The organism is Streptomyces sp. NPDC102514 (genome assembly GCF_055584525.1).
In genome coordinates this window covers 24,597-47,228 of sequence record NZ_JBVJLW010000036.1, presented here as the reverse complement: position 1 = coordinate 47,228, position 22,632 = coordinate 24,597, and the positions used below count along the sequence as shown (strand labels likewise).

At 71.3% G+C, this 22,632-nt stretch carries 20 protein-coding genes and 1 pseudogene; 13 read left to right on the top strand and 8 right to left on the bottom strand.

Annotation, left to right across the window (positions count from 1 at the left end; genetic code table 11):
- Nucleotides 1-81 precede the first annotated feature (81 nt).
- Nucleotides 82-375 (top strand): annotated as a pseudogene (locus ACZ60E_RS44310) (cupin); the annotation flags it as partial.
- A 21-nt stretch (nt 376-396) separates the two neighbouring features.
- Here ACZ60E_RS44310 and ACZ60E_RS44305 read toward each other — a convergent pair.
- On the bottom strand, nt 397-891 hold the full coding sequence (locus tag ACZ60E_RS44305) for a winged helix-turn-helix transcriptional regulator (RefSeq protein ID WP_469448036.1): 495 nt from the start codon (nt 889-891) through the stop codon (nt 397-399).
- A gap of 120 nt (nt 892-1,011) precedes the next feature.
- Between ACZ60E_RS44305 and ACZ60E_RS44300 the strand changes: the two genes are divergently transcribed.
- Nucleotides 1,012-2,184 (top strand): thiolase family protein, encoded by a 1,173-nt coding sequence (locus ACZ60E_RS44300; RefSeq protein WP_469448035.1) that lies wholly within the window; start codon nt 1,012-1,014, stop codon nt 2,182-2,184.
- Between the two features lie 133 nt (nt 2,185-2,317).
- Here the strand turns inward: ACZ60E_RS44300 and ACZ60E_RS44295 are convergent, their stop codons facing one another.
- The gene (locus ACZ60E_RS44295) at nt 2,318-3,091 is read right to left on the bottom strand and encodes a TVP38/TMEM64 family protein (RefSeq protein WP_384816426.1); all 774 of its coding nucleotides are present in this window, start codon (nt 3,089-3,091) and stop codon (nt 2,318-2,320) included.
- Between the two features lie 49 nt (nt 3,092-3,140).
- Between ACZ60E_RS44295 and ACZ60E_RS44290 the strand changes: the two genes are divergently transcribed.
- From ACZ60E_RS44290 to ACZ60E_RS44280, 3 genes are all read left to right on the top strand, one after another.
- The gene (locus ACZ60E_RS44290) at nt 3,141-3,875 is read left to right on the top strand and encodes a DNA alkylation repair protein (RefSeq protein WP_469448034.1); all 735 of its coding nucleotides are present in this window, start codon (nt 3,141-3,143) and stop codon (nt 3,873-3,875) included.
- A gap of 315 nt (nt 3,876-4,190) precedes the next feature.
- The gene (gene tuf, locus ACZ60E_RS44285; RefSeq protein WP_469448033.1) at nt 4,191-5,372 is read left to right on the top strand and encodes an elongation factor Tu; all 1,182 of its coding nucleotides are present in this window, start codon (nt 4,191-4,193) and stop codon (nt 5,370-5,372) included.
- Between the two features lie 96 nt (nt 5,373-5,468).
- Nucleotides 5,469-6,314 carry a spermidine synthase gene (locus ACZ60E_RS44280; protein ID WP_469448032.1) on the top strand — a complete coding sequence of 282 codons (846 nt, stop codon included), beginning with the start codon at nt 5,469-5,471 and terminating at the stop codon, nt 6,312-6,314.
- A gap of 31 nt (nt 6,315-6,345) precedes the next feature.
- Here the strand turns inward: ACZ60E_RS44280 and ACZ60E_RS44275 are convergent, their stop codons facing one another.
- Together ACZ60E_RS44275 and ACZ60E_RS44270 are read right to left on the bottom strand one after the other, a co-directional pair.
- Nucleotides 6,346-7,644: an MFS transporter gene (locus tag ACZ60E_RS44275; protein ID WP_469448031.1), complete on the bottom strand. Its 1,299-nt coding sequence runs from the start codon at nt 7,642-7,644 to the stop codon at nt 6,346-6,348.
- A gap of 151 nt (nt 7,645-7,795) precedes the next feature.
- On the bottom strand, nt 7,796-8,830 hold the full coding sequence (locus tag ACZ60E_RS44270) for a DUF8017 domain-containing protein (RefSeq protein WP_469448030.1): 1,035 nt from the start codon (nt 8,828-8,830) through the stop codon (nt 7,796-7,798).
- Nucleotides 8,831-8,995: 165 nt separating this feature from the next.
- Here ACZ60E_RS44270 and ACZ60E_RS44265 point away from each other — a divergent pair, with 165 nt between their 5' ends.
- Together ACZ60E_RS44265 and ACZ60E_RS44260 are read left to right on the top strand one after the other, a co-directional pair.
- Nucleotides 8,996-9,433, top strand: a complete 438-nt coding sequence (locus ACZ60E_RS44265) for a DUF4442 domain-containing protein (RefSeq protein WP_453795650.1) — start codon at nt 8,996-8,998, stop codon at nt 9,431-9,433.
- Nucleotides 9,434-9,573: 140 nt separating this feature from the next.
- Complete coding sequence (locus tag ACZ60E_RS44260) at nt 9,574-10,752, top strand: phytanoyl-CoA dioxygenase family protein (protein WP_469448029.1); 1,179 nt, start codon at nt 9,574-9,576, stop codon at nt 10,750-10,752.
- 419 nt (nt 10,753-11,171) lie between these two features.
- On the opposite strand, the gene ACZ60E_RS44255 is transcribed toward ACZ60E_RS44260, so the two are convergent.
- The 4 genes from ACZ60E_RS44255 to ACZ60E_RS44240 are packed head-to-tail and all read right to left on the bottom strand — an operon-like array spanning nt 11,172 to nt 15,216.
- Nucleotides 11,172-12,185, bottom strand: a complete 1,014-nt coding sequence (locus tag ACZ60E_RS44255; RefSeq protein ID WP_384808450.1) for a Gfo/Idh/MocA family protein — start codon at nt 12,183-12,185, stop codon at nt 11,172-11,174.
- Nucleotides 12,185-13,117 (bottom strand): ATP-binding cassette domain-containing protein, encoded by a 933-nt coding sequence (locus ACZ60E_RS44250; RefSeq protein ID WP_469448028.1) that lies wholly within the window; start codon nt 13,115-13,117, stop codon nt 12,185-12,187. The genes ACZ60E_RS44255 and ACZ60E_RS44250 overlap by 1 nt, the downstream gene beginning before the upstream one ends.
- A 3-nt stretch (nt 13,118-13,120) precedes the next feature.
- Nucleotides 13,121-14,194 (bottom strand): ABC transporter permease, encoded by a 1,074-nt coding sequence (locus ACZ60E_RS44245; protein WP_384808453.1) that lies wholly within the window; start codon nt 14,192-14,194, stop codon nt 13,121-13,123.
- Nucleotides 14,195-14,199: 5 nt separating this feature from the next.
- Nucleotides 14,200-15,216: a sugar ABC transporter substrate-binding protein gene (locus ACZ60E_RS44240; protein WP_384808455.1), complete on the bottom strand. Its 1,017-nt coding sequence runs from the start codon at nt 15,214-15,216 to the stop codon at nt 14,200-14,202.
- Nucleotides 15,217-15,460: 244 nt separating this feature from the next.
- Here ACZ60E_RS44240 and iolC point away from each other — a divergent pair, with 244 nt between their 5' ends.
- From iolC to ACZ60E_RS44210, 6 genes are read left to right on the top strand one after another with little or no spacing between them, the layout of a single operon-like run.
- On the top strand, nt 15,461-16,411 hold the full coding sequence (gene iolC, locus ACZ60E_RS44235) for a 5-dehydro-2-deoxygluconokinase (protein WP_469448027.1): 951 nt from the start codon (nt 15,461-15,463) through the stop codon (nt 16,409-16,411).
- Nucleotides 16,412-16,455: 44 nt separating this feature from the next.
- Nucleotides 16,456-17,334 (top strand): Cgl0159 family (beta/alpha)8-fold protein, encoded by an 879-nt coding sequence (locus tag ACZ60E_RS44230; protein ID WP_469448026.1) that lies wholly within the window; start codon nt 16,456-16,458, stop codon nt 17,332-17,334.
- A 46-nt stretch (nt 17,335-17,380) separates the two neighbouring features.
- Nucleotides 17,381-18,256, top strand: a complete 876-nt coding sequence (gene iolB / locus ACZ60E_RS44225; RefSeq protein WP_469448025.1) for a 5-deoxy-glucuronate isomerase — start codon at nt 17,381-17,383, stop codon at nt 18,254-18,256.
- A 36-nt stretch (nt 18,257-18,292) separates the two neighbouring features.
- A complete protein-coding gene (gene iolD, locus ACZ60E_RS44220) occupies nt 18,293-20,167 on the top strand; it encodes a 3D-(3,5/4)-trihydroxycyclohexane-1,2-dione acylhydrolase (decyclizing) (protein WP_469448024.1) in 1,875 nt (624 codons plus the stop codon).
- A 56-nt stretch (nt 20,168-20,223) separates the two neighbouring features.
- Complete coding sequence (locus tag ACZ60E_RS44215; protein WP_469448023.1) at nt 20,224-21,720, top strand: CoA-acylating methylmalonate-semialdehyde dehydrogenase; 1,497 nt, start codon at nt 20,224-20,226, stop codon at nt 21,718-21,720.
- Between the two features lie 49 nt (nt 21,721-21,769).
- The gene (locus tag ACZ60E_RS44210; protein WP_469448022.1) at nt 21,770-22,552 is read left to right on the top strand and encodes a GntR family transcriptional regulator; all 783 of its coding nucleotides are present in this window, start codon (nt 21,770-21,772) and stop codon (nt 22,550-22,552) included.
- The last annotated feature ends 80 nt before the right edge of the window (nt 22,553-22,632 follow it).

Genomic DNA, 22,632 nt, shown 5'->3' with positions numbered 1-22,632 from the left:
GTACGAGGCTCTGTGCCCGGCACGGCGAGAGCACGCACCTGACGCCGCCCGGCCGCCCTGCGGGCGACGACGGGAATTGTCAGACAGGCCCTAGCCCTCAAGGGCTACCGGGCGCTGCGCGAGGCGGACGGGCCCGAGCCCCTCGCCGCCTTCCACCGGGCCGCCGCGGCCCTCGTACGGCCGCGGCTCGCCGAGTGGCGCGAGTGGTGGCGGCGCGGTGCCGAGGCGGCTGCCGCGGCGACGGGCGACCAGCTCGGCCGGCTGGAGCGCGGGGACGTGTCCCACCTCGACGGCGCGGCCGTACGGGCCGAGCAGCCGTCGGCGCGGGGGAAGTTCGGCATGTGCGGGCGGCTGGACGTGTACCCGGGGGAGTAGGCGCCCCGGTTCACCGCGTGCTCAGACCACCGCGGGCCCCGTGACCGTCCAGCCCGGGGCCTGCGGGTGGGCCGTCAGGTCGTCGTGGCGGACCTCCTCGCCGCACTCCGCGCAGGTGACGACCGGGACCAGTTCGTGGCCGACGGCGTGTCCGCTCGTGCGACCGCCGGTGTCGCCGCCGAAGTGTTCCAGCACCATGGGGCGATCGCCGTCGTTGAGATGGCGGTCGCCCCACGCCATGAGCGTGAGCAGCACCGGCTCCAGCTCCAGACCGGCCCGGGTGGGCCGGTACTCGAAGCGCGGCGGCTTCTCGCTGTAGGCGACCTTCTCCAGCAGCCCCGCGTCCACGAGCCGCTTCAGCCGGGTCGTCAGTACGTCGCGCGGAGCGCCGATGTTGCGGGCCAGCTGGTCGAACCGGGTGGCGCCCAGAGACACCTCGCGCAGCACGAGCAGGGAGTACTTCTCGCCGACCAGGGCGAGCGTGCCGGCGATCGAGCAGGGGCGGGCGTCCTTCATGCGGTCCAGTCTACGGGTGGGTTGGTTCTTCCTACTCACTAGGTTACTGTGGAGTCACTTAGTGGGTTGGGAATTCAAACCCACCTTCTTCGGAGTCGTCTTCTCCCAGGAGGCCAGACCATGCGTGACGCAGTTGTCGTCGAAGCCGTACGCACCCCGATCGGCAAGGGAAAGCCGAACGGGTCGCTCGCCCACGTCCATCCCGTGGAACTCCTCGCCCACACCCTCCGTACGCTCGTCGAACGGTCCGGTGTCGACCCCGCGCTCATCGACGACGTGATCGGCGGGACCGTCGACCAGGTCGGTGAGCAGGCCATGAACACCACCCGGTACGCCCTCCTGTCCGCCGGCTTCCCCGAGTCGGTGCCCGCGACGACGGTGGACCGCCAGTGCGGGTCCTCCCAGCAGGCCGTGCACTTCGCGGCGCAGGGCGTCATCTCGGGGGCGTACGACCTGGTCGTGGCCTGTGGGGTGGAGTCCATGAGCCGGGTGCCGATGTGGTCGAACGTGCCGGAGGGCAAGGACCCCTTGGGGCCCGGGGTCGCCCAGCGGTATCCCGAGGGCCTCGTCCCGCAGGGCATCAGCGCCGAGCTGATCGCGGCCAAGTGGTCGCTCTCCCGCGAGCAGATGGACGCCTTCGCGGTGGAGTCCCACCGCAGGGCCGCGGCGGCGTGGGAGGGCGGGCTGTTCGACGCCGAGATCGCGCCCCTGGACGGGGTGACGCGCGACGAGTGCGTGCGGCCCGGCAGTTCGGTGGAGGTGCTGGCCGGGCTCAAGCCGGCCTACTACGACCCGACATTCGGGGAGCGGTTCCCGCAGATCGACTGGAACGTCACCGCGGGCAATGCCAGCCCGGTCAACGACGGGGCCTCGGCCGTGCTCATCACGTCCAGCGAGACCGCGGCCCGTCTCGGGCTCCGGCCGCTGGCCCGGCTGCACAGCTTCGCCGTCACGGGGTCCGATCCGCTGCTGATGCTCACGGGGGTCGTGCCCGCCACCGAGAAGGTGCTGCGCAGGGCCTCGCTGACCCTGGACGACATCGACCTCTTCGAGGTCAACGAGGCCTTCGCCAGTGTCGTCCTCGCCTGGCGGCAGGAGACGGGGGCCGACCTTTCCAAGGTCAACGTCCACGGCGGGGCGATCGCGCTCGGGCATCCGCTCGGGGCGAGCGGGACGCGGCTAACCACCACGCTCGTGCACGCGATGCGTGAGCGTGGGGCTCGGTTCGCGCTCCAGACCATGTGCGAGGCGGGTGGGCTCGCCAACGCGATGGTCTTGGAGGGGTTGCGGTGATGGGCCGGGTGCGGGCCGTCTGTGGCTGAGCGCGCAGTTCCCCGCGCCCCTGAAAGACGAAAAGCAGGGGCGCAGCCCCGCTTTACAGGGGCGCGGGGAACTGCGCGACCGGCCCGCACCCGAAGACGTCGCCTCAGCGGGCCCGCAAATGGTGGCGCTTGCGCCAAGCCACCATCGCGCCCGCCAGTGCCGGAAGCGCGATGAAGGCCATCGCGATCAGGAACGCGGGCGAGGTCGGAGCAGAGGCACGGGCCCCCGCGACCGCGTACGCCGCGGTGTTCGGGATCGAACCGAGCGCCGTCGCGAGCAGGAAGGGGAACCAGCCCATCCGCGACACGGACGCGCAGTAGTTCGCGGCCCAGAACGGCACCCCGGGGAACAGCCGCGCGGCCATCATCGAGCGGAAGCCGTGCCGGCTGAGCTGCCCGTCCGCCGCTTTCAGCCAGCGACCGCGCAGCAGGGGCCGCAGCGCGTCCTGCCCGAGCATCCGGCCGAGCCCGAAGGCGATCCCGGCCCCCAGGACCGTACCGGCGAGCGCGGCCCCCAGCCCCAGCTGCGAGCCGAAGAGGGCACCCGCTCCGAGGTTGAGGATCGGCCGGGGCACGAACGCCACCGTGCACAGGCCGTACGCGACCGCGAAGACCAGGGCCGCCGCGGCGCCGGTCAGCTGGGGCGGCCAGCCGTCGGCGAGCAGTCTCTGTGGCTCGAACAGCAGCACCGTCCCGGCGGCCGAAAGCAGCAGCGCGACCAGCAGGGAGAGCCGGGCCCACGGCGAGAACAGGGCTCTCGTGACGCGGGCGGCCAGGCCTGTCGGCGCGGCGGTGAACTCGACGGGGACGAGTTCTGTTGCGGGAAGCGGGGGACTGACCGTGGCGGTGCCCCCAGAGCGGGTGGTGGCATCGAGCATCCGGTGACACTAACCGACCCATGTGTGTGTTCGCCGTATGGTTCGTCTCATGGGCGTCACAGCTTCCGGAACGTCGGACGGCCGTTCGGCGCCGTCGCACAGCGTTCTCGCGGACACCTTGCTGGCGCGGCTGACCGTCTCCTACCCCGCCGCGGCCGATCCGGAACGGGCCGTGACGGCACGCGCGTACATGAAGGACATCGCCCCTTTCCTCGGTCTGACCACGCCTGATCGCCGCGCGCTCTCCCGGACGGTGCTGCGGGGGACGCCTGTGCCGGACGAGGCCGACTGCGCGGCGGTGGCGTTGCGCTGCTGGCGGCTGCCGGAGCGCGAGTACCAGTATTTCGCCGTCGACTATCTGCGCCGGTATGTGAGGCGTCTCTCGTCCGGATTCCTGCCCGTGGCCCGTCATCTCGTCTCCACGGTCCCTTGGTGGGACACCGTCGACCTGCTCGCCGCCCATGTGGTGGGCGGCCTCGTCGCGGCCGACCCGAAACTGCGGGCGGACATGGACGAGTGGATCGAGGACGACGACCTGTGGGTCGCCCGCACCGCTCTCCTCCACCAGCTCCGCCACAAGGACGCCACCGACAGTGAACGCCTCTTCGCGTACTGCGTCCGCCGCTCCGGGCATCCCGACTTCTTCGTCCGCAAGGCGATCGGCTGGAGCCTGCGCGAGTACGCCAGGACGGATCCGGACGCCGTACGGGACTTCGTGGCCCGTGAGCGGGACCGGCTCTCGCCGCTGTCCGTGCGCGAGGCGCTCAGGAACATCGGCCCCTGAGACCGGCCGCGGGTGGCGGACGGCGGGCCCGAGGGCACGAAAAACCATTCGACGCGATCCGCCCCGTCGGCGATGATCGCCTCATGTTCCGGTACGCCTTCCCTCACGCAGCATCCGCGGTCGCGGATGCTCCGAAGGCTGCCGTCCCGAACACCGTGGCCACAGCAGCAGGCACCCGAAGCTGACCCTTCCCGGATCGTCCGGCGGACCCCGCAGGGGGAGGGTCGGCAGGACCTGGGGGTCCCCGTCCCGGCCGTTCTACGCCGGGGCCATCGCTCAGCTCTGCTGACATCGAAGAGGCTTCGAGGTTCCGCCATGCGCAAGACGGCTTACGTGCGCACCAAACCGCATCTGAACATCGGCACCATGGGTCATGTCGACCACGGCAAGACCACCCTGACCGCCGCCATCACCAAGGTCCTCGCCGAGCGCGGCTCCGGCACCTACGTACCGTTCGACCGGATCGACCGGGCGCCGGAGGAGGCCGCGCGCGGCATCACCATCAACATCGCGCACGTCGAGTACGAGACCGACACCCGCCACTACGCGCACGTGGACATGCCGGGTCACGCCGACTACGTCAAGAACATGGTCACGGGCGCCGCCCAGCTCGACGGGGCGATCCTCGTGGTCTCCGCGCTCGACGGGATCATGCCCCAGACCGCCGAACACGTGCTGCTCGCCCGGCAGGTGGGCGTCGACCACATCGTCGTCGCCCTCAACAAGGCCGACGCCGTCGACGACGGCGAGGACACCGTGCTGACCGACCTCGTGGAGCTGGAGGTCCGCGAGCTGCTGACCTCGCACGGCTACGGGGGCGACTCCGTACCGGTCGTACGGGTCTCCGGACTCCGGGCGCTGGAGGGCGACCCCCGGTGGACCGAGGCGATCGGCGCGCTGCTGGACGCCGTGGACACGTACGTCCCCCTGCCCGAGCGGTATGTGGACGCGCCGTTCCTGTTGCCGGTGGAGAACGTGCTCACCATCACCGGCCGCGGCACGGTCGTCACGGGGGCCGTCGAGCGCGGCACGATCCGGGTGGGCGACCGCGTCGAAGTCCTCGGTGCCGCCGTGGACACGGTGGTCACCGGTCTGGAGACGTTCGGCAAGCCCATGGAGGAGGCGCAGGCCGGCGACAGCGTGGCGCTGCTGCTGCGCGGCGTCCCCCGCGACGCCGTGCGCCGCGGACACATCGTCGCGGCGCCCGGCAGCGTCGTCCCCAGCCGGCGCTTCTCCGCGCAGGTCTACGTCCTGTCGGCGGGCGAGGGCGGGCGGACGACGCCGGTGGCCACCGGCTACCGGCCGCAGTTCTACATCCGCACCGCGGACGTCGTCGGCGACGTCGACCTCGGGGGGAGCGCGGTCGCGCGGCCCGGCGACACCGTCACCATGACGGTCGAGCTGGGGCGTGACGTGCCGCTGGAGCCGGGCCTGGGCTTCGCGATCCGTGAGGGAGGCCGCACGGTCGGCGCCGGCACGGTGACCGCCGTCGGCTGAGCCGTCGGCGCCCGCCGGGCAGGCGCCCGCCTTCCGTACGGACCCTTCCGTGCGGAAGGCGGGCGGGCACCCGCGCGGCACCGGCACAATGGGTGCGTGGACGAGCCGATACCCGTGACCAGGACCGTGGATCACGGGACCGCCAAGCTGATGCCGGACATCGACCGCGAGCGGGCCTGGCTGCTGACGGTCGACGGGGCACCCCAGTCGTACGTCGACCTCGACGAGCCGACCTACCTGGAGTTCGAGTACGCGCGACGCCTCGGGCACGTCCTCGACACCGTCGCGGAGCCGGGGCTCCCGCTGGACGCGCTGCACCTCGGCGGCGGCGCGCTCACCCTGCCCCGCTATCTCGCCGCGACCCGGCCGGGGTCCCGGCAGGACGTGGTGGAGGCCGACAGGAAGCTCCTTGACCTCGTCGTCGAGCAGCTGCCCGTCCCCGGGGACGCGGGCATCGCGCTGCACGGCGCCGACGCCCGCGCCTGGCTCGAAAGCGCCCCCGCCGCCTCGGCCGACGTCCTGGTCGCCGACGTCTTCGGCGGTTCCCGGGTACCGGCGCACCTGACCTCGGTGGCGTACGCGCGGGAGACGGCACGTGTGCTGCGGGGCGACGGCGTGTACCTGGCCAACCTCGCCGACGCCTCGCCCTTCGCCTTCCTGCGCTCCCAGCTCGCCACGTTCTCCACCGTGTTCGAGGAGCTGGCGCTGATCGCCGAGCCGGGGGTGCTGCGCGGGCGCCGCTTCGGGAACGCGGTGCTCGTCGCCTCGCACCGGCCGCTCGACACCGCCACCCTCATGCGCCGCACGGCCTCCGACGCCTTTCCGGCGCGCGTCGAACACGGGGACACGCTGCGGGTCTTCATCGGGGACGCGAAGCCCGTACGGGACGAGGACGCGGTGCCGTCGCCTGAGCCGCCGTCCGGGGCGTTCAGCATCGGCTGACCGACGCGACCGGTCGAGCGGCGGACGGGGCTCAGTTCTCGGAGTGCGCCGGGCTCGTCCGCTCGCTCTTCGCCGGGGTCCCCTGCGTCACTTCCTTCGTACGCCGCGTCAGATTGCGTACGTCGGGCACGAACAGGACCGCCGCCGTCACCACGACGACCAGGACCGCGCAGCCCCACAGGGCCGTCGGACGTCCGAGGACGGACTCGGCCGGGCCCGCGAGGGCGGTGGCGAGCGGGACCATGGCGATCGAGCCGAACCAGTCGTACGCCGAGACGCGGGAGAGCTTGTCCTCCGGGATCTCCTGGTGCAGCGCGGTCATCCAGGAGACGCCGAACACCTCGATGGCGACGCCTGTCACGAACATCACCGCGCACAGGGCGCCGACCGGGAACGGCACGGCGAGCGCGGCGGACGGCAGGGCGAGCGGGAACACGCAGAGCGTGCCCGCGAGGAGGAGCCTGCGGGGTTTCCAGCGCATCATCAGCAGCGCGCCCCCGACCGTGCCCGCGCCGAACGCGGCGAGGGCCAGGCCCCACGGACCGGCGCCGCCGAGACTGTCCCGGGCGACCAGCGGGCCGTACACCGCCTCGGCGGCGCCCACGACGGCGACCACGACCGAGAACTGCGCGACGATCGCCCACAGCCATGGCCGTCCCACGACCTCCCGCCAGCCGTCGCGCAGATCGGTGAGCAGACCGGTGCCCGGCACCCGGGGCGGTATGTGGCCGACGTCGAGGAAGGCGCGCAGGGCGCCCGCGACCGCGAAGGCCAGCGCGTCCACGGCGAGCACCCAGCCCGGCCCGACCAGCGCGACCATGACACCGCCGAGCGCGGCGCCGCCGAGACCGGCCCCGTGCATCGCGAGGCGGAACACGGCGAAGGCGCGGTTGGCCTGCGCGCCGCTGACGGAGGAGAGCAGCATGCCCTCGGCGGCCGGGGCGAAGAACGCCTGGCCGGTGCCGCCGAGCGCGGTGAGCAGCATCATCTGCCACAGCTGCGGCTCACCGGCGAGCACGAGGGCCGCGAAGGCCGCCTGGGAGAGGCAGTTGAGGGTGTTCGCCGCGACCATCACGCGGTGCCGGGGCAGACGGTCCGCGACCGCGCCACCGATCAGCAGGAAGAGGACGAGGGGCAGCGTGCGGGCCGCCGCCACCAGGCCCACGTCGCCGCCGTCGCCGCCCTCGTCCAGGACGGCGAACGCCGCCGCGATCAACGCACCCTGGCTGCCCAGGTTCGTCACGACCGCGGCGGCGGTCAGCAGGGTGTAGTTGCGGCCCGCCCAGGAGGGGCGGCGCAGTCCGGTGGAGGAGTCGGCGGCGGGCTTCACCTGGCGACTATCTCCGCCGGCGGGCCGACTTGCCAAACTGATTGTCGGCCTGTTCCGTGCCGCCTCCCGCTCGGTTCCGCTTCGCCCCGTCGTGCACCTGGGCAGACGGGGCGAATGGTTCCTGCTGCGGTTCCGGCCGACCCGCCGCGGCTCAGCCGTCGGTCGGGGCGTCCTTGGTGAGACGCACGGTGCTCAGGATCTTCTGGACGGTCGCGTCGGGGATCTCGTCGTCGACACCCTGGGCGCCGAACAGGTTCCAGGTGACGTAGTCGCCCGCGCTGTTCTTGAACGCGAAGGTGATGGCCTTGCCCTCGCTGTCACACTTCCCGTTCTGGGGTGTGTTGCTGGAGTGCGCGTTGGCGACGCTGCCCTTGAGACCCGACTTCGTCGTGTAGTCCTTCGCCTTGTCCCACTTCACGCTCTTCTTGTCGGGCTGCGTGTAGCCACCGAAGATCCACCACGGGACGCGGGTCTCGGCCGCCTCGGCCGCGTCCTTCGCGCCGTTCTCGCCACGCGTTCCGGCGGTGACCAGCGCCGTGTTCTCCTCGCGGCCGTCCTTGTCGCTGTCACTGGTGCACCACTTGGACTTGAGGTAGGCGGGGGCGGTGACCGTGGTGCGGTCGGTCTTGCCCTTCTCCTCCCACTCGAAGCCGACGCTCGTGTCGGTGCTCTCGATCTCCCACTCGGCGGGCACGTCGAACATCGTGCCGAAGCGCGGGTTGATGACGACCTTCCAGCCCGCCACCGTCGGCTTCTCGGCATCCGTGCCGCGCGGGTTGTCCTCCTCGGCGGACGCGGACCCGCTCGGGTCCTTCGGCGCGCTCGGCGACGGCTGCTTCGCCTTGCCGTCCGTGTCGCCCGCCTCGTCGTCCTTGTCGCCGCCCAGGACCAGCACGCCCGTGACACCGGCCGCGACGACGACGGCCGCGGCGGCCACGATCGCGACGATCTTCGTCCTGTTCCTGCCGCCGCCCTCGGGGGGCTGCGGCGCACCGGGCGCGGTCCAGCCGGGCTGCCCCGGCTGCGTGTACGGGTTCTGCGGCTGGGGTCCGGTCTGGTACCCGGGCTGCTGATATCCGGGCTGCTGATACGGATTCGGCTGCTGGTACCCCGGCTGCTGGTACGGGTTCTGGTTCTGGTCCTGCGGGTTCTGCTCGCCCCCGGGCGGCTGATTTCCTGGCCACATGGCCAGTAACCCTAATGCCGCACGGGACACAGTTGGGTCACTGGCCCTCATCAGGCACGTACCGGATCACCCCCGAGGGTGGGCGCCGTGTGTTCGAGATCCCGTCCAGGAGACTGTTCAAGATTCGCTACTCGTGGGTAACGTGCGGCCATGAGCGCAGATCAGATGTCTATCGGCGAGATGCTCGCCGCCACCGTGCCGATGGTCCGGACCCTGAAACTGGAGTACCTCGAAACCACTCCGGACAGGGCCGTGCTCGCGCTGCCCGACCAGAGCGAGTACCACAACCACGTGGGCGGGCCCCATGCCGGAGCGATGTTCACCCTGGGGGAGTCGGCGAGCGGCGCGGTCGTACTGGCCGCGTTCGGGGACCAGCTCGCGCGGGCCGTGCCGCTGCCCGTGACCGCCGAGATCGCGTTCAAGAAGCTGGCCAGGGGCCCGGTCACCGCGACCGCCACCCTGGGGCGGCCCGCCGCCGACGTCGTCGCCGAACTCGACGCCGGCCTGCGCCCGGAGTTCCCGGTCGCCGTCGCCATCCGGCGCGAGGACGGCGCCGTCACCGGCGAGATGACCGTCGTCTGGACGCTGCGCCCCAACGGCTGAGGGCGTTTCCCTGAGGGGTTTTTGATGGTTCGGTGACAATTGCTTGAGGGGTGCGGCGTCGTGAGAATGACTGCAAAGCGTCGCCGCGACACCCAACGGTTCGCCGCGACCTCCGCAAGGACCACCCCGAAAGGACGACGATGTCCAGCACCCTTTCAGGACCCCGCGCCTGGCTGTCCGTGGACGACTGCGACCTCGACGGATTCCGTGAACTGGTCGAGCGGGACACCGACCCGGCCGACTATCCGTACGCCGCCGCCGTCGAGCGGAACGTCCTGCTGTACGACAGCGAGAGCCTGCGCGCCGAGGTACGGACGCCCGAAGGCCGCCGGAACGTCCAGGCGGAGCTGGTCCGGGCGCTCGCCGAGGGGCCCGGCATCGCCGTGTTCAAGGGCGCCTTTCCCGACCGCGGGATCCTCGACCGGGCGACCGGGGTCTTCGACGCCCTGATCGCCGAGCAGCGCGCCTCCGGGGCCGTCGCGGGCGACCACTTCGCGAAGCCGGGCGCGAACGACCGGGTCTGGAACGCGCTGGAGAAGGCGGCCCTGCTGGATCCGGAGGCGTTCGTCGACTACTACGCCAACGACATCCTCGGCCTGGTCTCCCTGGCCTGGCTCGGCCCCGCCTACCAGGTCACCTCACAGGTCAACGTCGTGAACCCGGGCGGGGCCGCGCAGACCGTGCACCGCGACTACCACCTGGGCTTCCTGAGCAACGAGGTCGCCGCCCGGTACCCGGCGCACGTGCACCGCCTCTCGCCGGTGCTGACACTCCAGGGGGCGGTCGCCCACTGCGACATGCCCGTCGAGTCCGGCCCGACCATGTACCTGCCGCACTCGCAGAAGTACGAGGCCGGCTATCTGGCCTGGCGGCTGCCGGAGTTCCACGCGTACTTCGAGGCGCACCACGTGCAACTGCCGCTCGCCGCGGGGGATGCGGTGTTCTTCAACCCCGCGCTGTTCCATGCCGCCGGACACAACACGTCCGCGGACATCCGGCGGATGGCCAATCTGCTGCAGGTGTCCTCCGCGTTCGGGCGGGCGATGGAGAGCGTCGACCGGGAGGCCGTGTCGAACGCGGTGTATCCGGTGCTGCTCGCTCGGGCCGCGGCGGGGGCCGGGCGGGAGTGGCTGGACGCGGTGGTGGCGTCCAGTGCGGAGGGCTATGCCTTTCCGACCAACCTGGACTCCGACCCCCCGGTCGGCGGGCTGGCACCGGCGTCCCAGGCGGACCTTGTCCGTCTCGCGTTGAGTGAAGGGTGGGAGGCGGGTCGGTTGCGGGAGGCTCTGCGTGAGGCGGTGGCGCGCCGCGCCAGCTGAGGGGGTGGGGCGTCTGGGCGAGGCCCTTCGGGTGCGGACCCAAAAGATCGCGCAGTTCCCCGCGCCCCTGAAGGAGCGGGGCCGGGCGCCGCGTCCCGGCTGCGGCTCAAAGCCAAAAGACTGCGCAGTTCCCCGCGCCCCTAGAAGCCAAAGCCAAAGACTGCGCCGTTCCCCGCGCCCCTAAAGGCGAAAGACAAAAGACTGCGCCGTTCCCCGCGCCCCTGGGTGGGACGGGGCGCAGCCCCTCCCCGAGGGGCGCGGGGAACTGCGCGGCCAGCCCCCACCGGCCCGCAGACGAACGTCGACTTCAGGGGCGCGGGGAACGGCGCGAGCAACGTCGTCTTCAGGGGCGCGGGGAACTGCGCAATCTTTTGGGTTCGCACCCACCGGCCCGCGCGGGGATCTCTGCCCGAGGGGCGTCAGGCGTAGAACGCGGGGCGTTCCGCGAGTTCCACCTCTACCCGGCCGCCCTCCCTCTGGGCGCGAACCCCCGCCTCACAGACCGCCGCCGTGGCGTAGCCGTCCCAGGCCGTGGGCCCGGTGACCTCGCCGCGGCGGGTGGCGTCCACCCAGGCCTGCATCTGGCGGTCGTACGCGTCCTCGAAGCGCTCCGTGAAGTCCTGGGCGATGGTGCCGCCCCAGCGGCCCGCCATGTTGGTGACCAGGGAGTGCCCGTCACCGATCCGGGCCGTACCGCGCTCGCAGACCACCTCGGCCTGCACCTGGTAGCCGAAGCCGGCGTTGACGTTGATCTCGACGTCCACGATCGCGCCGCCGGCCGTCTCGAAGAGGACCAGCTGCGGGTCCTGCAGCCCCTCGGGCGCGTTGCCCGACGGTGTCGGCTTCAGCACGGTGACCGCGGTGATCTCGTGGCCGAGCAGCCAGCGGGTGATGTCCATCTCGTGGACGACGGAGTCGTTGATGAGCATCTCGGTGCTGAAGCCGGGCGGGGTCGCCACATTGCGGTGCCGGTTGTGCAGCATCAGCGGACGGCCCAACTGGCCGGTGTCCAGCAGCGACTTGAGCTTCACGTACTCGGCGTCGTACCGGCGCATGAAGCCCACCTGCACCCTGCGGTGCCCGAGCCGCTGTTCGGCCTCCAGGACGCGCAGCGCCGAGGCGGAGCCCGGGGTGAGGGGCTTCTCGCACAGGACCGGCAGGTCGTGCTCGAACGCGGCGAGCAGGGCCGCCTCGTGGGCGGGACCGGGGGAGGCGATCAGCACGGCGTCGACGCCGTCGGCGGCCATCGCGGCGGCCGGGTCGGTGTGCGCGGAGCAGCCCTCGATGCCGTCGGCGATCCGCTTGACCCGTTCCGCGTCGACGTCGACGACGGCGGCCACGCGGGCCCCGCTGGTCACCTCGTGGAGCCGGCGCACATGGTCGGCCCCCATCCGGCCGGTGCCGATGACGGCCACTCCGAGCGTGCCCGCCATCAGGACTTCCCCTTCGATGCCGCGAGGGAGGCCTGAAGGTCCTGCTCCTCGGGGAGCCCTGCCACGTCCACGCCGCGTACCTGGGCCAGCTCGTGTTTCAGCGCGGCCAGTTCGGCGCCGCCCGCCATGTGGTTGGTGAGCTCTTCGAGGGTGACGTCCGCGCGGGCCGCGGAGAGTTCCATCGTGCCCAGCCGCAGGACGCTGAAGTGGTCGCCGACCATGTAGGCGTGGTGCGGGTTGTGGGTGATGAAGATGACGCCCAGACCGCGGTCGCGGGCGGCGGCGATGTACTTGAGCACCACGCCGGACTGCTTGACGCCCAGGGCGGCGGTGGGCTCGTCCAGGATGAGCACGCGGGCGCCGAAGTAGACGGCGCGGGCGATGGCCACGGACTGGCGCTGGCCGCCGGACAGGGTGCCGATCGGCTGGTCGAGGTCGTCCAGGACGATTCCCATGGCCCGCAGTTCGGTGTCCGCGGTCTGCTTCATCGCCGCGATGTCCAGGCGGCGGATCGGCCAGGGGCCCTTGGTCAGCTCGGAGCCGAGGAAGAAGTTCCGCCACACCGGCATCAGCGGCACGGTGGCCAGGTCCTGGTAGACGGTGGCGATGCCCTTGTCGAGGGCCTCGCGCGGGGTGCTCAGCTGCACCGCCCCGCCGTCGATGAGGAACTCGCCCTCGGTGTGCTGGTGCAGGCCGGAGATGATTTTGATGAGCGTCGACTTGCCGGCGCCGTTGTCACCGAGGACACAGGTGACCTGGCCGGGGTGGACGGACAGGTCCACGCCGTGCAGGGCGCGGACGTTGCCGTACGCCTTGCCGGCCCCGCGCAGTTGCACGATCGGCCGGGTGTCCGCGGGCGCGTCCCCGGGGGTGTCCTTGGGCGTGTCCTGGACGGGGGTGGCGTCGTCGCTGGAGGTGGTGTTGTGGGTCATGGGTTACCTCCGGGTTGCCTGGCGGCGGACCCACAGATTGACGAGGGCGGCGAGCAGGAGCATGACGCCGAGGAAGGCCTTGAACCAGTCGGGGTTCCAGTTGGCGTACACGATGCCCTGGGAGACCATGCCGAAGATGAACGCGCCGATGACGGCGCCGATCGCGGAGCCGTAGCCGCCGGTGAGCAGGCAGCCGCCGATGACCGCGGCGATGATGTACAGGAACTCGTTGCCCACGCCCTCGCCGGACTGGACGGTGTTGAACGAGAACAGGATGTGCATGCCCACGAACCAGGCGCCGGCGCCGACGCCCATGAACAGGGCGATCTTCGTGAAGGTGACCGGTACGCCGACCGCGCGGGCGCTCTCCTGGCTGCCGCCGGTGGCGAAGATCCAGTTGCCGAACTTGGTGCGCAGCAGCAGCCAGGTCGCGAGGGCGGCGAGGATCAGCCAGTAGAAGACGGTGATCTTGACGTCGACCCCGCCGATGCCTATCTCGGAGGCGAAGACGCTCTTGGCCTGGTCGAAGCCGTCCATGTCGCTGATGGAGTCGGTGGCGACGTTGCCGGTGAAGAGCTTCGTGATGGCGAGGTTGGCGCCCTGGAGGATCAGGAACGAGCCCAGCGTGATGAGGAACGACGGCAGTCCGGTGCGTACCAGCAGATAGCCGTTGAACGCGCCGATCGCCAGCGCCACCACCAGGGCGACGATGACGCCGGTCCACACGTTCATGGACAGCTGGAAGCTCCACATGCTCGCGGTGAGCGCGGAGGTGGTCACGGCCACACCGGCGGAGAGGTCGAACTCGCCGCCGATCATCAGCAGGGCCACCGGCAGGGCCATGATGCCCATCACGGAGGCCTCGTAGAGCACGTTGGCCAGCGAGCTCGCCTCACGGAAGGGCGAGGCGACCGTGAAGAAGAAGACGTAGACGACGATCGCCGCGATGAGGGCGCCGATCTCCGGGCGGGCCGCCAGCCGGCGGGCCAGGGACCGTTCCGAGGTCCGGCCGTCCTTGGGGGCGGCCGGCGAAGCCGGCGGCGAGGAACTCGCCGCCGGTGCCGTTGCCTGGGTCATGGGTGTCACCGAGTACCCTTCGAGGCGAACTTGGCTATGTCGTCCACGTTGTCCTTGTCGACGAACGCCGGGCCGGTGAGCACGGGCTCCTGGCCGCCTCCGCTGAAGTTGCCGTTGGTCTTGTAGAGCCACAGGGAGTCCACCGACAGGTAGCCCTGGAGGTACGGCTGCTGGTCGACCGCGAACTCGATGTCGCCGCCCTTGACGGCGTCGACCATCTCCTTGTTGAGGTCGAAGGTCGCCACCTTCGCCTTGCTGCCCGCGTCGTCCACGGACTGCACGGCGGTCAGGGCGAACGGGGCGCCGAGCGTGACCACGTAGTCGATCGACGTGTCCTGCTTGAGCTTGGCGTTGATCGTCGACTTCACGGACGGCATGTTCGTGCCGTTCACGTTGAGGGTCGTGGTCTTGCCCTTGAACGTCTTCTTCACACCGGCGCAGCGGGCCTCCAGGGAGACGCTGCCCTGCTCGTGGATGACGCAGATGTTGTTCTTGGAGCCGAGCGCGTTGAGCTTCTCGCCGAAGGCCTCACCGGCGACGAACTCGTCCTGGCCGAAGTAGGACAGGAGTCCCTGCTCCTTCCAGTCGTCGATGCCTCCGTTGAGGCCGACGACGGGGATGCCGGCCTTCTCGGCCTTGGCCACGACGTCCTTCATGGCGTCGGGCTTGGAGAGGGTGACCGCGATGCCGTCGACCTTCTGGTCGATCGCGTTCTGGACCAGGTTGGCCTGCTTGGCCGAGTCCGGGTTGTTCGAGTAGACCAGTTCGACGTTGTCCTTGGCGGCGGCGGTCTCCGCTCCCTTGCGGACGAGGTCCCAGAAGGTGTCACCCGCGGCTGCGTGCGTGATCATCGCGATCTTCATACGGGGGGTGTCGGCCTTGCCGGCCGACGCGTTGCCCGAGTCCTCCTCGGCCTTCTTGCCACCGGAGTCGCTGGAGCAACCGGTGACCATCAGGGCCGCCGCGGCGGCCGCGGCGACGAGGGCGATTCTGCGGGAACGGGGGCGAGACGTGCGGTCCATCTTTCCGGCACCTCACTGTGCGACAGGGGAGAGGGAGCTAAAACTCGGCAGTTCTGTTGGGAGGGGATGTAAGTCCCTCATATGCCCCGCTGTCAATACTTTGTTAAGACATCATTTCACGGTGACGTGAGAATGTAAGTACAAAGTCTTGACATGGCTCGGCCCTCGGTCTTACACCTAGGACACACCGGTCCCCCGCATCCCGCACCCCCACAAGACCGCATCCACACGAGGAGCGACGCGTATGAGCGAGTCCTTCGACCTGATCACCATGGGTCGCATCGGGGTCGACCTCTACCCTCTGCAGACCGGCGTACCGCTCGCCCGCGTCGAGACCTTCGGCAAGTTCCTCGGCGGTTCGGCGGCCAACGTGGCGGTCGCCGCAGCACGTTTGGGGCGCGCCACAGCGATCGTCAGCCGTACCGGCGATGATCCCTTCGGAGCCTATCTCCACCAGGCTCTCAAGGAATTCGGGGTCGACGACCGCTGGGTCACCCCCGTCGAGGAGTACCCGACACCGGTCACGTTCTGTGAGATCTTCCCGCCCGACGACTTCCCGCTGTACTTCTACCGGCAGCCCAAGGCACCGGACCTGGTGATCCACACCGACGAACTCGATTTCTTCGCGCTGCGGGCGGCGAAGATCTTCTGGATCACCGGCACCGGACTGAGCGAGGAGCCCAGCCGCTCGGCCACCCTCGCCGCCCTGAAGGCCCGCGACAAGGCCGGCACCACCGTCTTCGACCTCGACTGGCGCCCGATGTTCTGGAACGACCCGGACGAGGCCCGCCCGTACTACACCGAGGCCCTGCGGCACGCCACGGTCGCCGTCGGCAACCTCGACGAGTGCGAGATCGCCACCGGTGTCCGCGAACCGCGGGCCTGCGCCGAAGCCCTCCTCGAAGCCGGTGTGGAGCTGGCCGTCGTCAAGCAGGGCCCCAAGGGCGTCCTCGCCGTCCACCGCGACGGCACCACCGCCGAAGTGCCGCCCGTACCCGTCGAGGTGGTCAACGGCCTCGGCGCGGGCGACGCGTTCGGCGGCTCGCTCTGCCACGGCCTGCTGGCCGGCTGGGAACTGGAGAGGACGATGCGGTACGCCAACGCCGCCGGCGCCCTGGTCGCCTCCCGCCTCGCCTGCTCCTCCGCGATGCCGACCGCCGCCGAGGTCGAGGAACTCGTCACAGCCCGCGGCTGAGAAGACCGCGGCCGACCCCGCACCACCCCGAACGGAGCCAGACCTTGAGCATCACCATCCCCGACCTCGTCAGGGTGCGTGTCCAGCACCCCGAGGCCGTGGCCGAAGCGGCCGCCCGCCGCAGCCGGCGACCCCTCGTCGGCGACAGCGGCCGCCTCATGATCGTGGCCGCCGACCACCCGGCCCGCGGTGCGCTCGGCGTCGGCGACCGCAGGCTGGCCATGGCCAACCGCGCCGACCTGCTGGAGCGCCTGTGCGCCGCGCTGTCCCGGCCGGGCGTGGACGGGGTGCTCGCCACCGCCGACATCCTGGACGACCTCCTGCTGCTTGGTGCGCTGGAGGACAAGGTCGTCATGGGCTCCATGAACCGCGGCGGCCTGGCCGGATCCGCCTTCGAGATGGACGACCGCTTCACCGGCCACCGCGCCGAGGACATCGAGCGGCTGAACTTCGACGCGGGCAAACTGCTGCTGCGCGTCGACTACGACGACCCCGGCTCGCTGACCACGCTGGAGTCCACCGCCCGCGCGATCGACGACATGGCCGCGCGCCGACTGCCCGTGTTCGTCGAGCCGTTCATCTCCCGCCGCGTCGACGGAAAGGTCCGCAACGACCTCTCCGCGGAGGCCGTCACCCGCTCCATCGCCATCGCCTCCGGACTCGGCGGCACCTCCGCCTACACCTGGCTGAAACTGCCCGTCACCAGCGACCCGGACGACATGGCCGGGGCCCTGGAGACCTCCACCCTGCCCGCGGTCCTGCTCGGCGGCGAGGTCGGCGGGGACCAGGAGGGCGCGTACGAGAAGTGGCGCAAGTGCCTGCGGCTGCCCACCGTCCAGGGTCTGGTCGTCGGCCGCTCCCTGCTCTATCCCGCCGAGGGCGACGTGGAGACCGCGGTGGACACCGCGGTCGGCCTGCTCTGACCGGGGATCAGCCCGTCGTGACCGGACACCGGAAGGACCACACCTCATGACCAGCGCACACCACCTGCCCGCGGGCAGGGCCGCGAGCGGGCCGTACGCCGTGGACGTCACCCCGGAGAGCGCGGGCTGGGACCACTCCAGTCTCCGGGTCCTCGAACTGCCGCCCGGCGGAACGCACTTGTTCACCGCGGGGGACAGTGAGTGGATCGTCACCTCGCTGGCCGGCGGCTGCACGGTCGCCGTCACCGACGACTTCGGGCAGGACGAGTTCGACGTGCGGGGCCGCGCGGACGTGTTCAGCGGCGTCAGCGACTTCGTCTACGTGCCCAGGGACGCGACCGCCGCCCTCACCTCCGACGAGGGCGGCCGGTTCGCGCTCACCGGGGCCCGCTGCGAGCGCCGCCTGCCGGCCCGCTACGGGCCCGCCGAGTCCGTGCCCGTCGAGCTGCGCGGCAGCGGCAACTGCTCCCGCAGGGTGCACAACTTCGGCGCGGCCGGCGTCTTCGAGTGCGACAAGCTCATCGCGGTCGAGGTGATCACGCCGGGCGGCAACTGGTCCTCGTACCCGCCGCACAAGCACGACGAGAACCGGCCGGGCGAGGAGTCCGAGCTGGAGGAGATCTACTACTTCGAGATCGCCGACCACGAGGGCACCCCCGGCCTCGGCTACCAGCGCGTGACGCCCTCCGGCAACGGCGGCGGCACGGACGTGCTCGCCGAGGTGCGCGGGGGAGACGTCGTCCTCATCCCGGACGGCTGGCACGGTCCCTCGATCGCCTCGCCCGGCCACGACATGTACTACCTCAACGTCATGGCGGGCCCCGGCGCCGACCGGGCCTGGCTGATCTGCGACCACCCCGACCACGCCTGGATCCGCGACACCTGGCCGGATCAGCCGGTCGACCCCCGGCTGACCCCCTGACCCTCTCCACCCCCTCCGCGAACCAGTGAGGACCCGATGAGCCGCTCCACCCTCCGTCTGACCGTCGCCCAGGCACTGGTGCGTTTCCTGGCCGCGCAGTACACCGAACGCGACGGCGAACGGCACCGGCTGATCGCCGGCACCTGGGGGATCTTCGGCCACGGCAACGTGGCAGGCCTCGGCCAGGCGCTCCTGGAGGCCGGCGAGGAGACCATGCCCTTCCACCAGGGCCGCAACGAACAGGCCATGGTGCACGCCGCCGTCGGCTACGCCCGCCAGCTCGACCGGCTCTCCGCCCAGGCCGTCACCACCTCCATCGGCCCCGGCGCCACCAACCTCGTCACCGGCGCGGCCCTCGCCACGATCAACCGTCTGCCCGTGCTGCTCCTGCCCGGCGACTACTTCGCGACCCGCGCCGCCGATCCGCTGCTCCAGCAGCTGGAACACCCGGTCGAGGCCGACCTGTCCGTCAACGACACCCTGCGCCCGGTCTCCCGCTACTTCGACCGCATCCACCGCCCCGAGGCGCTGATCCCCTCCGCCCTCCACGCGATGCGGGTGCTCGCCGACCCCGTCGACACCGGCGCCGTCACCCTCGCCCTGCCGCAGGACGTGCAGGCCGAGGCGTTCGACTGGCCCGAGGAGTTCTTCGCCGACCGGGTCTGGCACGTCCGCCGCCCGGCGCCCGAACCGGCCGAACTGGCCGCCGCCGTGGAGGCCGTACGCGGCTCCCGGCGCCCTCTGGTCGTCGCGGGCGGCGGCGTCCACCACAGCGAGGCCGAGCAGGCCCTCAAGGCGTTCGTCGAGGCCACCGGCATCCCGGTCGCGTCCACCCAGGCCGGCAAGGGCTCGCTGCGGTACGACCACCCGGCGGACGTCGGCGGCATCGGCCACACCGGCACCGCCGTCGCCGACGACCTGGCCCGCACCGCCGACCTCGTGATCGGCGTCGGCACCCGCTACTCGGACTTCACCACCGCCTCCGCCACCCTCTTCCAGGAGCCGGACGTCCGGTTCGTCAACCTCAACGTGGCCGCCTTCGACGCGCACAAACTGAGCGCGCGGACCCTGGTCGCCGACGCCCGCGCCGGTCTGGAAGCCCTCACCGAGGCGCTCGCCGGGCACCGCGTGGACGAGGCGTACGAGGCCGAGTACCGCGCGGGCAAGGAGCGCTGGGAGCAGGTCGTCGACTCCGTCTACCGGGCCGACGACGAGCACGCCGTCCCCACCCAGACGCAGGTCCTCGGCGCCCTGGACGCCGTGGTCGGCGACGACGACGTGGTGATCAACGCGGCCGGCTCGCTCCCCGGCGACCTGCACAAGCTCTGGCGCGCCCGCAGCCCGCGCCAGTACCACCTGGAGTACGGCTACTCCTGCATGGGCTACGAGATCCCGGCCGGCATCGGAGTCCAGCAGGCCGCCCCCGGCACCCCCGTCTGGTCACTGGTCGGCGACGGCACGTACCTCATGATGCCGACCGAGATCGTCACGGCCGTCCAGGAGGGGCTGCCCGTCAACCTGGTGCTCATCCAGAACCACGGGTACGCGTCCATCGGCGGCCTCTCCGAGGCGGTGGGCGCCGAGCGCTTCGGCACCGCCTACCGCTACCGCTCCCCGGACGGCACCTTCACCGGTGACCCGCTGCCGGTCGACCTGGCCGCCAACGCCGCCAGCCTCGGCATGGACGTCCTGCGCGCCAAGACCGTCGGCGAACTGCGGGAGGCGCTGGCCACCGCCCGCGCGTCCGACCGGCCCACCTGCGTGTACGTCGAGACCGACCCGACGCCCACCTCGCCCGGCGCCGAGGCCTGGTGGGACGTACCCGTCGCCGAGGTCGCCTCCCGCGAGGCCGCGACCAGCGCCCGTACGACGTACGAGCGGCAGGTCGCCGACCGCCGCCGCCACCTCTGACCCCGACCGTTCCCCCGGCTCGCCCCGCTCAGCTCACGATTAAGGACCGGCACCGCATGAAGAACATCGACCACTGGATCGGCGGGAAGCCCGTCGCGGGTGCCTCCGACCGCTTCGGACCCGTCTACAACCCGGCCACGGGCGCCCAGGAGAAGCAGGTGCCCTTCGCCTCCGTGGACGAGGTGGACACCGCCGTCGCCTCCGCGAAGGCCGCCTTCGAGAGCTGGGGCACCGCCTCGCTCGCCAGGCGCACCTCGGTCCTCTTCAAGTACCGCGAACTGCTCGACGCGCACCGCGACGAGATCGCCGAGCTGATCACCGCCGAGCACGGCAAGGTGCACTCCGACGCGCTCGGCGAGGTCGCCCGGGGCATGGAGATCGTCGAACTCGCCTGTTCCGTACCGCAGTTGCTCAAGGGTGAGCTGTCCACCCAGGTCTCCACCCGGGTCGACGTGGCCGCGATCCGCCAGCCCCTCGGCGTCGTCGCTGGCATCACACCGTTCAACTTCCCCGCCATGGTGCCGATGTGGATGTTCCCGCTCGCCATCGCGTGCGGCAACACCTTCGTGCTCAAGCCGAGCGAGAAGGACCCGTCCGCCTCCTACCGGCTGGCCGAACTGGCCAGCGAGGCGGGACTGCCGGACGGCGTGCTCAACGTCGTGCACGGTGACAAGGCGGCCGTCGACCGGCTCCTGGAGCACCCGGACATCACCGCCGTCTCCTTCGTCGGCTCCACGCCCATCGCCAAGTACATCCAGATCAAGGGCATCGAGCACGGCAAGCGCGTGCAGGCCCTCGGCGGCGCCAAGAACCACATGCTGGTCCTGCCCGACGCCGACCTGGACTTCGCCGCCGACCAGGCCATCAGCGCCGCGTACGGCTCGGCCGGCGAGCGCTGCATGGCCGTCTCGGTCGTCGTCGCCGTCGGCGGCACCGGGGACGAACTGGTCGAGAAGATCGCCGAGCGGGCCAAGGGCCTGAAGATCGGCCCCGGCAGCGACCCGGCCTCCGAGATGGGCCCGCTCATCACCCGCGAGCACCGCGACAAGGTCGCCTCGTACGTCGCGGGCGCCGCCGCCCAGGGCGCCGAGGTCGTCGTGGACGGCACCGGTTTCACCGTGCCCGGCCACGAGGACGGCTTCTTCCTCGGCGTCTCGCTCCTCGACCGGGTCCCGGTCACCGCGGACGCCTACCGGGACGAGATCTTCGGCCCGGTGTTGTGCGTGGTCCGCGCCGAGACCTACGACGAGGGCATCGCGCTGATCAACGCCTCCCGCTGGGGCAACGGCACCGCGATCTTCACGCGGGACGGCGGCGCCGCCCGCCGCTTCCAGCTGGAGGTCCAGGCCGGCATGGTCGGCGTCAACGTGCCGATCCCCGTCCCCGTCGGCTACCACTCCTTCGGCGGTTGGAAGGACTCCCTCTTCGGCGGCCACCACATCTACGGCAACGACGGCGTCGCCTTCTACACCCAGGGCAAGGTCATCACCACCCGCTGGCCCGACCCGGCCGACAGCGGCGGCATCAACCTCGGCTTCCCGAGCCATTCCTGACGCTCAGACGGAGCCACCCGCGCACGTACATCCGAAGGAAGGGGCACGAGTGGCAGAGACCGGAACCACACGTCCGGCCACCGCCGGGGCCTTCGACCGGCTGGAGGTCGCCCTGGACCGGGGCAGCCCGATCCCGCTCTACTACCAGCTCGCCCAGCACCTGGAGTCGGCGATCGAGCACGGGGCGCTCGCTCCGGGCGACCTGCTGGGCAACGAGGTGGACATCGCCGCCCGGCTCGGCCTGTCCCGGCCCACCGTCCGCCAGGCGATCCAGTCCCTCGTGGAGAAGGGCCTGCTGGTACGCCGCCGGGGCATCGGCACCCAGGTGGTGCACAGCCAGGTCAGACGCTCACTGGAACTGAGCAGCCTGTACGACGACCTGGCCGCCGCCGGACAGAGCCCCGGCACCCGGGTGCTGCGCAACGAGATCGAGTCGGCCTCGGCGGAGGTCGCCGCGGCCCTCGGCATCCCCGAGGGCCGGGACGTCATCGTGCTGGAGCGGCTGCGCACCACCCACGGCGAACCCGTGGCCCACCTCCGCAACCATCTGCCCGCCACCCTCCTCGACCTCGACACCGGGAGACTTGAGGCGACCGGCCTCTACCGGCTGATGAAGTCCGCCGGCATCACCCTGCACAGCGCCCACCAGACCGTGGGCGCCCGGAGCGCCACCGCGGAGGAGGGCGCGCTGCTCCACGAACCCGCGGGAGCCGCCCTGCTCACCATGCGCCGCACGGCCTACGACGACACCGGGCGGGCCGTGGAGTACGGGACCCACGTCTACCGGGCGGCCCGCTACACCTTCGACTTCCAGTTGCTCGTGCGCCCCTGATCGGGTGCGTTCGCCGGGCTCACCGGCCCTCCGCGGCGGTACGTTGGGCCCGTGCGGCGCGCGTGCACCGGGCGCGGCGC

Bases quoted from the DNA above. Each gene is read 5' to 3' on its own strand.
- ACZ60E_RS44305 (WP_469448036.1), bottom strand. From the start codon at position 891: ATGAAGGACGCCCGCCCCTGCTCGATCGCCGGCACGCTCGCCCTGGTC.
- ACZ60E_RS44300 (WP_469448035.1), top strand. From the start codon at position 1,012: ATGCGTGACGCAGTTGTCGTCGAAGCCGTACGCACCCCGATCGGCAAG.
- ACZ60E_RS44295 (WP_384816426.1), bottom strand. From the start codon at position 3,091: ATGCTCGATGCCACCACCCGCTCTGGGGGCACCGCCACGGTCAGTCCC.
- ACZ60E_RS44290 (WP_469448034.1), top strand. From the start codon at position 3,141: ATGGGCGTCACAGCTTCCGGAACGTCGGACGGCCGTTCGGCGCCGTCG.
- tuf (WP_469448033.1), top strand. From the start codon at position 4,191: ATGCGCAAGACGGCTTACGTGCGCACCAAACCGCATCTGAACATCGGC.
- ACZ60E_RS44270 (WP_469448030.1), bottom strand. From the start codon at position 8,830: ATGTGGCCAGGAAATCAGCCGCCCGGGGGCGAGCAGAACCCGCAGGAC.
- ACZ60E_RS44265 (WP_453795650.1), top strand. From the start codon at position 8,996: ATGTCTATCGGCGAGATGCTCGCCGCCACCGTGCCGATGGTCCGGACC.
- ACZ60E_RS44260 (WP_469448029.1), top strand. From the start codon at position 9,574: ATGTCCAGCACCCTTTCAGGACCCCGCGCCTGGCTGTCCGTGGACGAC.
- ACZ60E_RS44255 (WP_384808450.1), bottom strand. From the start codon at position 12,185: ATGGCGGGCACGCTCGGAGTGGCCGTCATCGGCACCGGCCGGATGGGG.
- ACZ60E_RS44250 (WP_469448028.1), bottom strand. From the start codon at position 13,117: ATGACCCACAACACCACCTCCAGCGACGACGCCACCCCCGTCCAGGAC.
- ACZ60E_RS44245 (WP_384808453.1), bottom strand. From the start codon at position 14,194: ATGACCCAGGCAACGGCACCGGCGGCGAGTTCCTCGCCGCCGGCTTCG.
- ACZ60E_RS44240 (WP_384808455.1), bottom strand. From the start codon at position 15,216: ATGGACCGCACGTCTCGCCCCCGTTCCCGCAGAATCGCCCTCGTCGCC.
- iolC (WP_469448027.1), top strand. From the start codon at position 15,461: ATGAGCGAGTCCTTCGACCTGATCACCATGGGTCGCATCGGGGTCGAC.
- iolB (WP_469448025.1), top strand. From the start codon at position 17,381: ATGACCAGCGCACACCACCTGCCCGCGGGCAGGGCCGCGAGCGGGCCG.
- iolD (WP_469448024.1), top strand. From the start codon at position 18,293: ATGAGCCGCTCCACCCTCCGTCTGACCGTCGCCCAGGCACTGGTGCGT.
- ACZ60E_RS44215 (WP_469448023.1), top strand. From the start codon at position 20,224: ATGAAGAACATCGACCACTGGATCGGCGGGAAGCCCGTCGCGGGTGCC.